9 protein-coding genes and 1 pseudogene are annotated in these 15,543 nt (G+C 28.9%); 3 read left to right on the forward strand and 7 right to left on the reverse strand.

The window, feature by feature from the left end:
* Positions 1 to 98: 98 nt before the first annotated feature.
* From OW729_RS12105 to OW729_RS12120, 4 genes are all read right to left on the reverse strand, one after another.
* Entirely contained in the window at positions 99 to 2,090 is a 1,992-nt protein-coding gene (locus tag OW729_RS12105; RefSeq protein ID WP_268061781.1) for a methyl-accepting chemotaxis protein, read from the reverse strand.
* A 50-nt stretch (positions 2,091 to 2,140) separates the two neighbouring features.
* Positions 2,141 to 2,521, reverse strand: coding sequence for an ATP-binding protein (locus OW729_RS12110; protein WP_268061782.1), 381 nt, complete (start codon positions 2,519 to 2,521; stop codon positions 2,141 to 2,143).
* 223 nt (positions 2,522 to 2,744) lie between these two features.
* Complete coding sequence (locus tag OW729_RS12115; protein WP_268061783.1) at positions 2,745 to 4,607, reverse strand: PAS domain S-box protein; 1,863 nt, start codon at positions 4,605 to 4,607, stop codon at positions 2,745 to 2,747.
* A 1,184-nt stretch (positions 4,608 to 5,791) separates the two neighbouring features.
* Entirely contained in the window at positions 5,792 to 6,037 is a 246-nt protein-coding gene (locus OW729_RS12120) for a hypothetical protein (RefSeq protein WP_268061784.1), read from the reverse strand.
* Between the two features lie 19 nt (positions 6,038 to 6,056).
* On the opposite strand from OW729_RS12120, the gene OW729_RS12125 reads away from it, so the two are divergent.
* Together OW729_RS12125 and OW729_RS12130 are read left to right on the forward strand one after the other, a co-directional pair.
* Positions 6,057 to 7,937 (forward strand): hypothetical protein, encoded by a 1,881-nt coding sequence (locus OW729_RS12125; protein ID WP_268061785.1) that lies wholly within the window; start codon positions 6,057 to 6,059, stop codon positions 7,935 to 7,937.
* A 195-nt stretch (positions 7,938 to 8,132) separates the two neighbouring features.
* The gene (locus OW729_RS12130; RefSeq protein ID WP_268061786.1) at positions 8,133 to 8,258 is read left to right on the forward strand and encodes a hypothetical protein; all 126 of its coding nucleotides are present in this window, start codon (positions 8,133 to 8,135) and stop codon (positions 8,256 to 8,258) included.
* Between the two features lie 22 nt (positions 8,259 to 8,280).
* Here the strand turns inward: OW729_RS12130 and OW729_RS12135 are convergent, their stop codons facing one another.
* Positions 8,281 to 9,945, reverse strand: coding sequence for a SulP family inorganic anion transporter (locus tag OW729_RS12135; protein WP_268061787.1), 1,665 nt, complete (start codon positions 9,943 to 9,945; stop codon positions 8,281 to 8,283).
* A gap of 459 nt (positions 9,946 to 10,404) precedes the next feature.
* Between OW729_RS12135 and OW729_RS12140 the strand changes: the two genes are divergently transcribed.
* Positions 10,405 to 11,319 (forward strand): chemotaxis protein, encoded by a 915-nt coding sequence (locus OW729_RS12140; RefSeq protein ID WP_268061788.1) that lies wholly within the window; start codon positions 10,405 to 10,407, stop codon positions 11,317 to 11,319.
* 361 nt (positions 11,320 to 11,680) lie between these two features.
* On the opposite strand, the pseudogene OW729_RS12145 reads toward OW729_RS12140, so the two are convergent.
* Together OW729_RS12145 and OW729_RS12150 are read right to left on the reverse strand one after the other, a co-directional pair.
* Positions 11,681 to 11,773: pseudogene (locus OW729_RS12145) on the reverse strand (AAA family ATPase); the annotation flags it as partial.
* A 130-nt stretch (positions 11,774 to 11,903) separates the two neighbouring features.
* Complete coding sequence (locus OW729_RS12150; protein WP_268061790.1) at positions 11,904 to 15,401, reverse strand: immunoglobulin-like domain-containing protein; 3,498 nt, start codon at positions 15,399 to 15,401, stop codon at positions 11,904 to 11,906.
* Between the last annotated feature and the right edge of the window lie 142 nt (positions 15,402 to 15,543).

Genomic DNA, 15,543 nt, shown 5'->3' on the forward strand with positions numbered 1-15,543 from the left:
AAAAAAATTCTCTATTTTAAAGATCGATTTCCTTAATGTAATGGTTTAAATAAATGTTTTTAAAATAAGCATACTTAAAGATATATTCTTTATATTTTTTAAGAAACCTTAAACTTTTCTACAAGTTTTCCTAAACCGAAAGCCATAGCGTTAGATTCCTCCGCAATTGATGCTAAAGTTTCTGTTGCTTTACCTTGTTCCTCAGCAGCTACTGCAACTTGATTACTATTGGAAGCTGTAGTTTCTGATATAGTTGCAACAGAATCTATAAGTTCTATTATTTGTTCAGAACTTGCAACTTCATCTCTAGTTATTTCTACTATTTTATTTATATCCTTAGATATCTTATCTACAGCGTCTATAATTTTCAAGAAAGTTTCATCAGTTTCATTTACAACCTGTACTCCCTTTTCCACTACTTTTTTACTACTCTCCATAGAATTTACTGCTTTACTTATTTCATTAACCATTTCTTTGATTAAGGTTCCGATTTCTGCGGCTCCCTTACCTGACTCTTCTGATAATTTTCTAACTTCATCTGCAACAACAGCAAAACCTTTTCCATGCTCTCCTGCCCTTGCTGCTTCTATAGCTGCATTTAAAGCTAAAAGATTCGTTTGCTCTGTTATTGCATTTATAGTTTCAGTTATCCCTTCTACCTTCTTTGATAATTCTTCTACAATTTTAAGTATATCAGCTGTTTTTGATGTAGATAAAGTTATATCCTCCATAGATTTTACTGTTAAATTAACCTTATTTCTTCCTACATCCGCTGCACTTTTAGCATTTTCAGAGTTAGATTCACTTCCTAAAGCTTTATTCTGAGCAAGCTGTACCAAACTAGATAGTTGCACTAATACTTCTGAAGTTTCTACTATAATTTTATTTTGTTTGCTAGCATCCATAGACACTTCCTCTATACTAGCTGTAATTTCTTCAGTAGATGAACTTATTTCTTCACTTGAAGCTGCTATTTCTTCAGAAGCTTTCATCAACTCCTCAGAACCCTTTATTATGCTGTTCACAATTTCATTTTGATTCTCTATCATACTGTTAAAAGAAACACCTAGTTCCTCTATTTCATCTCCTGTCTTAATTTCAGCTTTAACGGTTAAATCGCCTTCTCCCGCTTCTTTCATTAATTTTTCTAATTGAATTATAGGATTAATTATATTTCTCTTAGCTAATAAATAAGCTATAATAGAAGCTATAATTAAAAATAAAGTTGCAAGAATAATAGTCAAAGTTCTTATTTGCAATGCTGGAGCCATATACTCATTGTAATTAGCAGTTATCCCCAATATCATTCCGTCTGCTTTTTCAAAGTGACCAAATTTCTTAGTTCCGTCATAATTGTAACTACCACTTATTTCTTTTGAAGAACCTAATTTATTAAAAATTTCTCCTATTTCCCCGGACGTTTGGATACTGTCCTTAAGAATCTTATCTTTATTAGGATGATATAAGAATTTACCATATTGGTCTAATATGTACATATATCCCCCTTCTCCAACTTTTATATTCTTTACATATTCAGAAATATCAGCAAAATCTATGCTTCCTACTAATGCACCAACAATTTTATGATTTAACTTCATAGGTACAGCAATTGATATTACTGGCTTGCCCGTTTTCATATTAAGAACAACTCCACCATTAGTAATTTTACCTTGGAGTGCCTCTTTTACATAGTTTCTACTACTTAAATCTACATTTTCATTTACATTCTCATTACTTAATATAATTCTACAATTTAAATCTACCAAATATAAATTCAATATATTTTTATTTTGTTTCCCTACAGATTTTAAAAACTCATGTGCTTCTTGTTTTAAAGCTAAATTATTAGCACTTAAACATCCTTCAGCTAATTTAGGATTTACACTAATAATCTTAATAAAATCCCTGGCTGAATAAGTTTTTTCATTTATGACATCAGCTGTTTTTGAAGATACTTCTTTTAAATTATCTTCTGTAACTTTTTGAATAGAATTTGAAGTTTTTAAATAGGAGATTCCACCTAATAAAATTAAAGGGATAGATATAAGGGTAAATAATAATACTATAATTTTAGTTTTTAAGCTCTTCATATCTTGTTTATGCCTCCTTTATCGCAAGTTTATTTGTTTAAAATACCTACTTAATCATTTTGTATTTTTTTCCATATGGTTAGTGTACTATTCTCAAATTCTACTTTATCAGCTAAAGAGTTTATTATAAAAAGACCTCTTCCTGTTGCTTCTAAAATACTCTCTTCTGAAATAGTATCTGGTATTTCTATAAAGTCTTGATTTTGTCCACTATCTTCAACTTGTATTTTAAGACACTTGTCTAAATAAATATATTTTAAGCATATTGGTTTTGAAGAATCACCTCCATTCCCATGTTTAAAAGCATTAGTCAAAGCTTCAGTAAGGATTAACTTTATGTCAAATTCCTCTTTCCATAAATCCAATTCTTCAATTAGACTAGTTATAGCTTCTGTATATTCTTTTAATCCATATAAAACTACTTCTCTCATCCTCATCCCCTTCATTCCTATTATTTATCCATGTCTGAAACACTAATAATTCCACAAATGTAGACTATTAGTTAAGTGGCACTACCACTTTGGATAGTATTTTTTAAGCTTCAGATAAAATAAAAACTCCATCTAAAATGACTAATCTTATTTATTTAAAATAAATGTAGCCTATTAAACATTTATTTAAACCCTATTTATTCCTAATTAAATTGCCTTAAATCTATTCAATTTCTATTGAAATTAATGTACTGTCATCTTTAGGTACTTTAAAATCATCTAGATATCCATCTAAAACCTCTCTAAATTCTTTTAAATTAGAAGTAGAAATAAGCTTGTCTACAGCATCTAAGTTCATAAAAACAGGATCCATTCCATCAGTAAATAAAAATATTTTATCTCCTTTTGAAAACTTTAACGTTTTTTCATCAAACATATTTTCTTCAAACATTCCTAAAAAAGGTCCTTTCACAATTAATTCTCTTATTTTTTTACTTTCTTTATTTAAATATGCAAAATTACTTATTCCTCCACCTACTATCTTCATTTCCATATTTTTAAAATCCAAACTAAAACATGAAGCTGCTACATAGTTGTCACCTAAGTAATTTGTGACCTTTTTATTTAAATAATCCATTATCTTACTAGGATCTTCTAAATTCATTGCTGCTTCATTAAAAAGAACTTTAAATGCTGAAACATTGAGAGCAGCTGAAAATCCTTTACCACTAACATCAAACAATATACCTACAACAAATTCTTTATTTATTTGCTGAAAATCAAAAAAATCGCCACTTACGGTTTTTGCAGGTATATATATATAATCTACAGACATTTTGTCCTCTAACGGAAACTTTTTCATCAAAGAATCTTTTTGTATATCTGCAGCTCTATTCAAATCTCTTTTCATTTTTGTAATATCTCTTACCACTGACAAAATTGCGTTTTCTCCTTTATATGTTATACAAGAAGATATTACCTCTACATAAGTAGTTTCATTTTCTTCATTGATAAATTTATAATCAAAAGAGATTTTAGATATTTTCCTGTTTAACATATTTTTTATGTTTCTCTTTATTCTGCATAATTCATCTTGTAAAATAATATCGTCAATATGCTTATCTATTATTTCACTTAAGTCTTTTCCTAATATATTAGCAATTTTCGAATTGGCAAAAACTATTTTAGTCCCTTTTGTTATAGCTATTCCATCTAAAGATAACTCAACTATTTTCTTATATTTTTCTTCGCTCTCTTTTAAATTCATTTGAAGAATTTTTTCTTCTGTAATATCTCTTAACTGCTCTATTACAAAAATAACTTCCCCGTTATCATCTAATACAGGATTATATATACAATCTATATATTTATTCATTTTACTTACAAATCTTTCATACCTTATAAGCTTTTTTTCTCTTATAACATCTGATAATCTGCAATTTGCGCACACATTATCTTCTTGAAAAACTTCATAACACTTTATTCCTTTTAACTCATTCTCACATTTTCCAAAAAAATCATACCCTGCTTTGTTATACATCAAAACAGTTCTATCTCTTTTATAAACTCCAATTATATCTGGAATACCATATAAAACACCTTCCAAAAGTTTGGAATATTCTAAAAATTTATTTCTGCTATTTTTTACCTCATTTTGCAAATTAATTTCTTCAGTAATATCTCTTGAAAAAAAATAAACATATTTATAATTTTCAATCTCTAAAGGACCTGATACATTTCTTATAAATTTAACCTCACCCTTTGAATTTTTCTTTTTTAAAACAGATGGATAGCAATGGATTTTTTTGGATTTTTTTAATATGTTCATTAGTATATATTCCGGTTCTTCATAAAAATACTTTATACTTAAATTATCCATATCCCCCAAATTAATCCCATAAAAATTTCTTGCCCCTTTATTTGCCATTAATATAAAGCCATCTTTAGGATCAACAATAAACATATACACATTTTCTGTAGATAATAAATTTGTATATTGTCTGTTTAAATTAAATAGATTATATATCTTTTTTAAATCAACTTTTTTATTAGACGTATTACAGATTTGTTTATCTGTATGTGACATAAAAAACACCTCTTTGACAAAATTCTCCTTTAATAATACCATTTTTTTCTTTATTATAGAATATATTATTAAAAAATAAACTATTTTTTAATAAATCGTTAAGTTATTAAATATGTAGCATAACTTAAAAATACAACACGCAAAAAAACTACCAAGTTCTTTTGAAATCTGGTAGTTTATATGTAAAAAATATAACAAATTTCCTATAAATGTTTATTTTTTATTCATAAGTCAATAATTAATATATATATTTTTCTAAAAATAAAATATTTTGGGTTTACTTTATTATAAAAATATTTTTTCTTGTAAACAATATTTTTATAATATTAAATATTCAATATGTTTTTGCAAAACATTATAAATTACATTAATTTAATAATATTTATTTTACACTTGTAATTTTTTGTAACACTCTTTTGGACAAGCTATATAGCCATTTCTTCGTTACCTTTTAATGGGATATTTTTTGGAAATATAAGTGCTATTAACAGTGCACAAATTAGAGTAACATTCAGTAACAAATTAACAGGTGATGTTAAAGATAACGTAACAGATTTAAGTAACTATACTTTAAACAACAGTAAAGGTAACGAAATTGAAGACGTTTTTGCAGCAGTTAATGTAGACGAAGGTTCAAATGAAGCTATATTAACAGTTGACCATTCAAAAGTTGGTACTGAAGAAGACGATTATCAAAACCAAGCTAGTTATGAATTAGTTTTAGATAAAGATATTACAGGCGAAGAAGTAAAGAAAGAATTCACTGTATCTGATTTTGAAATTCCAGAAGTTAAATCAGCAGAAATTGCTGGTATAAGAACAATAAAAGTAAAATTAAGTGAACCAGTAGTTGCTAAAAGTGGTTCTGACTTAAAAGATGCATTTGAAGTTAACGATGGAAATTACTCAATCGATAAAGTAGTTTCTATAAACAATGGAACAGAATTAAACATCGTTCTTTACAGTGATTTAAAAGATGGAGAAAAAGTAATAGTTGATGCTAAACCAGAAGCAGAAGACTTTGCTGGATATTCATTAAAGAAGAGTACTCATGAAGTAAATGTAAATATTAACTCAGAAGCTTTAGCTATAGTTGGATATAAAGATGCTAAAGATAGCGAAATAACTTTAATATTCAATAAAGATGTTGAAGCTAACGAAACTCCAATAGATAAAACTAAATTCTACCACACTTCAAGCAAAAATACAGCTGAAAGCGTTACAATAGACGGAAATGAAGTTACTATAAAATTCTCATCAGACAATTTACTACCAGAAACTGCATATATATACGTAGATGCTGATGCATTAGAAGATTTATGGGACAAAACTAATGATGATTTAAATGTAAAAGCTACTATAACTAAAGACCTAGTTAGACCAGAAGTTAAAGAAGTTAAACAAGACGATGATTCTAACAGAAAAATCATTATAAACTTCTCAGAAGATATGGATGAAACATCAGCTGAAGACAAAGATAACTATACTGTTACAGACAAAGATGGAAATAACGTACGTATATCTAGTGCTGACTTAACAGATAAAGACGAAGTTACATTAACTTTATCAAAAGATTTAGAAGATGGAGATTCATATAAAGTAGCTATTGAAGATGTTGAAGATAAAGCTGGAAACAAAGTTGCTGATGTTAGCAAAACGTTCCAAGCTAAAGAAACTAATTCAGTTTCAGATGTAAAAGCAACATACTACGATGCAGGTAGCAGCAGCCAAAAATTAATCATTGATTTTGATAGAAAAATGCTAGCTGATGGAAGCAGATACGCTATTAATAACCTTGAAAACTACGATTTAACAGATGGGACAACTACTATCAACTTATCTGACTATGATGATGTTGACATAAAAGTAGTAGAAGATGCTCACAAAGTAGAAATCAAACTTCCAGGAAGTGATGCAGCAACTAATGATGATAGATTTGATTTTTCAAATGGAACTTTTAATTTAACAATAAACAAAGTAAAAGATACTAATGAAAATATAAGTGATATCTTAACAAAAACAATTGTAGCAAATGCTAATAATATAGGATTAGATTCAGACAACGATAAACCAATGGCGGTAGATCAAGAAACTATAAAACTAGTATTTGATGAAGAACTTACTTTTGATAAAAACGATATCCAAATAAAATATGGTACTTTTGCAGGAGATGTTTTCACACCAGATAGTGCTGACGCTATTATAACACCAGCTTCTACAAATATTACTAGAGAAAATGGAAAAACAATAGTAACTTATACTTTAAAAGAAGAAGATCAATTATCATATAATGGACAATATAAAGGACATGATGTTGCAGTTACAACAAAAGCAACTGTTGAATCTAAGAACACTTATGGAGACACTATAACTCCAAATCAAACATGGAAACTTAAAGATGAAATAGCTCCTGCATTAGCTAAATTAGAAGAAACAGCTGGTGGAGATCCAACATCAACAGTTAAATATGATGTACCAATGGATGACAGAAGTGACTTTGAAGATGCAGTAAAAATAGTTGCATTTGATTCAACTACTAAAACAGCAACTATCCAATTAGTATTCCAAGAAAACTTAACTAATGCTAACATCAATGAATATACATTCAAAACTGATGATAGTGATGTAGATGTAGTAAGCGCTACTCTTATAGCTCCTAATACAATCCAAGTAGTAGTTGATACAGATGATAATTCAACTGACTATTCTTCAGTAGATGACTTTATAGGATTAGGAATCACAACAGGTTCTAATGAAGTATTCGATACTGCTGCTGATGCTAATAAAGCTGTAGTTAATGCAGAAGTAGAAATAAAAGATCAAACTGCTATAGATGCAGCACAACAAGCTGTAGCAGATGCACAAAAGGTAGCAGCAGCTAAAACAGCAATAGCAGGTGGAACTTATACTAACTTAGAAGTAGCAGATACAAATGATGCAGCACAAAAATTAGCAGCAGTACAAGCTGTAGTTGACGGACTTAAAGGGGATACAACTGCAACAGTAACTGCAGATGGAGCAAACTTCTCTGTAGCTATAAGCTTAAATGCAGCTAACGATACAGCAAGTATCACAACAGCAACATTTGTACAAAGTGATGCTGGTAAAGTAGCAGAAGCTAAAGCAACAATTCAAGGATTAGGTATTGCATGGAATACTGATTTAGCAACAACAATAACTGATGCAACTACAGCAATAGGTGGAGCTACATTACCAGCTGGTGTAACAGCAACAGCTGCAGAAGGAACAGATGCAAATGCAGGTAAAGTTGTTATTACAATCACAAGTGGTGCTGTAACAGATTCAACAATTGTAATTGCTCAACCATAATAAGTATAACAATAATCTAGAAGTATAGTTCAAAGATTATCCTTCTATGAATTAAATAAACGAGCGGACTTTAAACAAATTTAAGTTGCAAATTAAAACATTTCAAAAAGGCATATAAAAATATCATATAAAACTAATCATATCAATAAATGACATTTAAAAATTATAGGAGTAACCGACTAGTCGGTTACTCCTATGTCTTTTAATAAAAAACCATGTCCAATTAAATTAGAAAATATAAATGAAAATTCAGCAACAGTATATTATGTTAAAGCTATAAACAAAACAGATAAATATAAAGCTCTTATGCAGTGGAAGTAGAAAAAAGATGGTAAATAGCTTCTTAAGCAACGCCTCCATCAGTTTTTAAACTAAGTAAATAATTAGTTCTATCTATAGCCGTTTCAATACTATTGCAGAAATTTTTCTTGCCAAGTTTCTTTGTGTAACCGTACTTCTCTAGCACTTTAAACATAGGGTTTTTAAGCTTTAATATAATAAGTTCAGTATTTTGATTTTTACATATCTCATATAAATTCTCAAGCTCATGATACCCTGTTGCATCTATAGTTGAAACTTTACTCATCTTTAAAATAAGAACATTATGCTTTTCCTTCAATCCCTTAGTTACACCTACAAATTTACTTGCTGCTGCAAAAAAGAAAGGGCCTTTAATTTCATAAAAAGATATTTCATCAGGTTTTTCTATCTTATTTATAAGCTGCATATAGTCCTCATCATCTTCCTCATTAACAAGACATTTTACTTCAGCGTAATCTGCCATTCTCTTCATAAATAAAAATGAAGCTACAACCACACCAATTCCTATAGCAACAACCAAATCCAATAAAACAGTTAGGAAAAATGATATTAAAAATACTACAGCATCACTCTTTGGTGCTCTTTTAAGCCTTTTAAATACCTTCCAATCTCCCATATTGTACGATACAACGATAAGTATAGCTGCTAGCGAGGTCATAGGTACTAGCTTTACGCAAGGCATAAATAACATCATTATAAGCAATAAAAATACAGCATGAAAAATACCTGTTATAGGAGTTCTTCCTCCATTTTTTACGTTAGCAGCTGTTCTTGCTATAGCTCCAGTAACAGGAATCCCTCCAAACAGCCCAGAGAATAAATTAGCTAATCCTTCAGCAACAAGCTCCATATTAGAACGATGATTTCCGCCAATCATTCCATCTGCCACTACTGCTGACAGGAGAGACTCTATAGCTGCTAGTATAGCAATAGTAATAGCAGGAAGCATTAATTCATTTATCATAGACATATTAATATTATGAACTGCTATTGTTGGAAGCTTTGATGATATATTTCCAAATCGGCTTCCTATAGTTTCTATGTTTAATTTAAAGAATATAGTAATCAAGGTTGTTACAATTAAAGCTATAAGTGTTCCTGGAACTTTTTTATTAATTTTAGGCCATAATAATATAATTGCAATAGATAAAATTCCTATAAATGTAGCTTGCAAATTTATTGTATTTGCATGGCTTATATAAGAAGCCCACTTAGGAATAAATTGAGCTGTAACAGTTTGTATACTTAATCCAAACAAGTCTTTAATTTGAGTTGAAAATATACACACAGCAATACCACTAGTAAATCCTGTAGTAATAGGGTAGGGTATATACTTTATTGCATGACCAAACTTAAATATTCCCATAATAATTAAAAATACACCTGCCATCATAGTAGCAACTGTAAGACCTGTTATCCCATATTTTTGTACAATACCATAAACTATTATTATAAAGGCCCCTGTTGGACCACCAATTTGAACTCTACTTCCACCGAAAAAAGATACTATAAACCCACCTATGATTGCTGTATACAATCCTTTTTCAGGTGACACTCCTGATGCTATTGCAAGTGCAATAGAAAGTGGTAATGCTATTACAGCTACAATAAACCCAGCTATAATTTCTTTTATAAATTGTTCTTTTGTATATCCTTTCATACAAGTAAATAACTTAGGTACTAGCAACTATTTCATCTCCTCTTTTATTATGTTATAAAATGTTTTCTTAAGTAAAAACAATTCCTTTAATTGAGACAACCTTATTGATTATATTCCTATTCTAAGTTTATTACAAGGACATTTAACATTTTAAGAAGTAGTTTTTAACCGTTTATAAGTTAAATTCTATTAGTTATCCTTATTACATTGGATTTCTTAAGCTAAAAATAAAAATAATTAAATAAAACACTAAAACTTCTCATAAAAACTACGAGAATTAATATAAGATTGCTCTTTGATCTTTCCCAATGAGAAACCTATCAGATTCTTAGTTGAGTCTGATAGGTTTTGCTTAATTATAAACTTAAATAAACCATGCCTTGTTTAAACTGTAGATTTAATCTAAAATTAAGATAAAGTAATGTTTTTTTTATTCGAAATATTCAATAATAATGTTTTGCATTAGACATGCGAAAGGAGATAATTATGAACAATCATAGTATATTATTAGAATCTGGTACAGGTGAATTAGAGATACTTGAATTTATAGTAAATAATAAGCATTATGCTATTAACGTAATAAAAGTCAAGGAAGTAGTAGACGTAGATAATTTAACTAAACTTCCACAAACTCATCCTGCTATAGCTGGCTTAATACTCTGTAGGCAAGAAATTATAACATTAGTAGATTTACACTATATTTTAGATGGTAAAAAACATGACTTTAAAAAATCCAAAGTAATTATATGTGAATTTAATAACCTAAAAGTAGCTTTTAACATTGACAATATAACTGGGGTTCGTCGTATTAAATGGGATGAAATAATGAAACCGGATGATTTATCAGAAAATTCACTAGTTACAGGAAATATTATTTTTAAAGATAGAATAGTATTATTATTAGATTTTGAAAAAATAGTTACAGACATTAGTCCAACTACAGGTATTAATGAAGATAGACTTCAAGAAGTCAATTATAAGGATAGATCTAATGTTAAAATAATATTAGCAGATGATTCTGCTTTGATAAGAAAACTATTAAAAGATACTTTAACTAAGGCTGGGTTTAAGGACTTCACAATTTTTAATGATGGTAAACAAGTTTTAGACTATCTTCTTGATTTAGTTGATAAAAAGCAAGAAAACTTCCTTGAAGATGTTCAAACTCTTATCACAGATATTGAAATGCCTCAAATGGATGGACATACTCTTACAAGAAAAATAAAAGAACATCCTATTTTAAAGAATCTTCCTGTTATAATATTCTCTTCATTAATTACAGGTGATTTAAAACATAAAGGAGAATCTGTAGGAGCAGATGCTCAATTGAGCAAACCTGAAGTTGGAGGTTTAGTAGATTTAATAGACGAGTATGTAGCGGATGTGAAGTCTAGAATGTAAGATAAAGAAAAGAGGTTGCGGTAAAGGATACTTTGCTATAAGCCTAGAACTTTGCAAAGTAATTCTAAGTTTTGAAAATTTGTCATTACTAAAAAATTCAAACTCGCTAAGGCTCAAACAAGAATTTTTCTTAACCTAATGACAAATTTTCAAAACAAGAATCACTAGCTGCTTGCTCTAATAGCTTTGACGCAATATATCCTTTACATTCGCCTCATAATTTTTATATTTATAGTTATTTATTATTCAGTTTTAATAAATAAGAATCGTAATTTCTTATTTATAATGAAATCAACAATTTAAAAACACAATCTAAAATAAATTTGCCATTAAAACTAAAATTCTAAGTGAAATCAACTTTTAATAATTCTATATAAACAGTTTTATCTACATAAAGATAATTTTTTTCTCTTAAAACTTCAAAATTAGAAATCACATAGGGTATTCTTTTCATAATTATATTCACACTCCTAACTTTACTCTATTTATTTAATTTTACGATTTAACAGATAAATAATATACATATAGATAATATAGGATTTATTAACTTCAAACAGTAAAATATAGGTTTTTTTAATGAAGATTTATTCATTAACTACAGGAGCTACTACTGCCTTCTTGCCTTTTATAATTATATTAGCTATTCCAACTCCTTTATTATTAATTGCACTCTTAGTTTCAAATTTAACTTTAACTTTATCTCCAGTATATTTAGTTAAATCTATAATTTGATTATTCATATTCTTATCTGCTGGGCTAACTTTTTTAACTTCTTCCCAAGTAGCTCCATCATCTAAAGATATTGACATTGTTATTTCATTACTAGTTTGCTCAACTCCTCCGAAGGTTCTAGCGTCAAAAGTCAAAGTTTTATTATCATAAGCAGTAAAATCCATTGTAGGAGTTATTAAGCAGGATGTACTTTGAATTAATTTTAAATATTTATCTTTGCTAAGGTCTGGAGTAGGTATATCTGCTGCTTGCCAACCTTCTGGAATTCCAATGTCTAATTTAACTAACTCTTTTTCTACATTAACTTCTTCTTTTTGTTTCTCTAAAACAGTTAATTTAAATTCTTGAGATTTTGTAACTTTGCCTTTACTTACAGTAGCAGTTAAGGTAACATCTGTATTTCCTTGTCCATTTTCTGGTCTTATAACAACCCCTTCATTTGAAACAACTTCTGGTTTGTTAGATTCCCATTGTATAGTAGTTTCATATATACCTTTTGTAGGTAAAGTTAAATTTTCTGTAACCTTACTAGTATCACCTAGTTTAATATTTTTAATTGCTGCATCTACTGCTTCTTCGTCAGTCAATTGTTGTTGTTTTCCTAATTCAATTTGAACCAATATAGGATCGTGGTCACTTAATTTTTCAAAGGTTGATTGAGAATTTATATGAACCATATCAACTTCAGTTTTATCATAAATATTATTAGAGACCAACAAGTTATCTAAAACTTGAGAATTTCCGTTATAAACATAGGAATATCTCTCATTTAAGCTAAGCTTATCTACTGCATTTTGCATTTCATTTCCTTTTATAATATCAATAGTCTCTGAAAATTCATAGTCATTCATGTCACCTAGAGCAATAACATTTGCATCTGGTTGTTTATTTAAGATTTCTTTTACAAAATCATTTATTAATTTTGCTTGTTTGTGTCTTTGAGGCTCACTACCTCTAACTGGTGGTTGAATCATTCCAAATAAAGAACCATCTCCACGTTTTGAGTTTAAGTGATTTCCTATTACAAACACATCTTGTCCATTATATTTAAACTGAGCTACAAGAGGTTTTCTACTGCTTCTAAATGCAGAATCATTTGGACAGATTCTTCCAGGGTTCACTGATAAGCCATCCTCTGTCATTTTAACTGATGTTGTAGCATCCCCTTTAGATTTATCTACAAGAGTTATCTTATCTTTAACATATATAAACCCAACTCTTATATTTCCTCCTGGTACACCTCCATCTTGACCATTAATAGGTGCTATATCTGTATAAACATATTCTGGACCTCCAGCCTTACGTATTGCATTAATTAAAGCTTCATAAGTCTGTGACGCATCTACTACATCTGATTTAGTTTCTCCATCATTATCTAATATTTCGGATAATCCTACTATATCAGGAGACTTAAGATTAGCTACTATAGACTCAGCTATTTTTTGTAACCTATCTCCAGAGTATTTACTTAGATTTTCTACATTAAAACTAGCTACAGTTAATTTACTTTCATCTTTTTTTATAGAAGTTATTTCTTTTTCATAATTTCCATGAGTTATTTCTGGCAACTTATCTATATTAAACACTTTATATTTTCCAAAGCCTGAGCTCATAACACCAACTACACTAGTATTAAATTTATCTCCAACACTTACTTTGAAGTTTGGATCATAGAATTTTTTAGTTTTATTATCTACTATTGGTTTTAATACATCATCGATTGTTATTATTTCAGGATTAAAATCATCTTTATAAGCTTTTATTCCACCGTATTTTGTTCTTTGATGAGATGAAAATTCACCATCGTTTGCTAAAACACAAATCTCCCCATATCTCTCATCTGCACCAACAATAACTGGTTTTTCTATTTCAACTAACATTCCTTCAAGGCTCTCATAATAATCAATGGCATCTTCATCAATATCAAAAGAAGTCATATTATCATTATCGATATTCTTAGCTAGCATTTCATTAAAACTAATTTTAATAGGTTCTGGTAATTTATTACCATTAGAGTTAGTTTTAACATTAGAAGCCTGTATTACTGTTTCAGGTACACAATCCTCTTGAAGACCATTTACAATCTCCTTAACAATACCATCTACAGCAACTTCATCTCCTACCTTAACCTTTGTATCCTTATCTGCTACAAAGATACCTTCTGATGTAGCAGGATCATTATCTGGATTAGGATTTTGCATAAAGAATCCATTTTGATACCTATCCTTAGATATTGCTGTAACTATACCTTTTACCTTTGAAACATTCTGTCCTTCTAAAGGTGACTTATGAGATTTACCTTGTATTTTATTTATTGCAACGCCATCTTGTGAAGGTATTTCACCAGTTCCCTCTGATATAATTTTCATTTCATTTATGTTACTAATCATTAATTGAAGATCTGTTTTAAATCTACTTAAACAAGAAGTTACGTCTATAATAGAACCAACTTTAAATTCAGAAGCAGGTATTTTAGGATTTAAATTATTATCAACTCTAATAGAGATACTTCCTGTTTCATCTTTTACTACAACATTGTAAGAGCCATTTTTTTCTGGATTACTTACAGATAATACAGTTAAGTTTTTAATATTTACACGAGTTCCTTGATATTCTTCTTTTATACCACTTATAGTAGTAGTTTTTGCATCAGGCAACTTGTTATTATTACTTTCCAAAGTTATATTAACTGCTGTTGGATTGTCCTTTGGATTTGATATTTGTTTTAAATTATTGTAAGTGTTAAGAGGACCTGTTACTTTAACTTCATTTCCAGAAACCAAATTAGGATTAGCTGTAGGACCTAAATAAATATAAATTCCACCAGTTTCATCTTGAACAAAAGCATTGTTACCTATAACTGAAGTCACTGTACCTTTAATAGTGACAATTTCTCCATCATTCTTTTGTCTTGCTTCTAAAATTGGTGTAGAATCATCTTTTTTATTATCTGGAGGTACTACCTCTTCAGAGCTTATACTTCCATCCTTATGTAGCTCTTTAACTTTTTCTGGTAGTGTATATTTTTTACTATTCTCTTTATCTGAATAATCATCTACGTTTTCAACATTATTACTTTTGTATTCGTTTACATAACCATTAAAGTCAATAACATGATGACCTTTTGGAGTTTTCACACTTATAGCTGATATATTATATTTTTTCATTGTTTCTAAAAAGTTTTTATTTCTACTAGCATAACCTTTTATATAATCTTTATAGTTTATATAAATAGTTTCTTCACTAGATTGTGATTTTAAATATACATATTTAGGCTGCGCTAAAACTGGAATAGAACTTCCTAAAATTAATGCAGCTGTAATTATAGCTGTAAGTTTCTTTTTAAACATAAAAAATCCTCCGTTCTAATATAAGTATAAAATAATAAAAAACATAAAATCTCAATATAAGCTAGTTCAGATGGAATTATTATAAGTTCCATCTGAACTTATAACTAGTAAACATGCTGTTTTTAATAATTTAAAGAATATT

It is taken from the genome of Clostridium brassicae (assembly GCF_026738875.1).
GTDB lineage: Bacteria > Bacillota > Clostridia > Clostridiales > Clostridiaceae > Clostridium_H > Clostridium_H brassicae.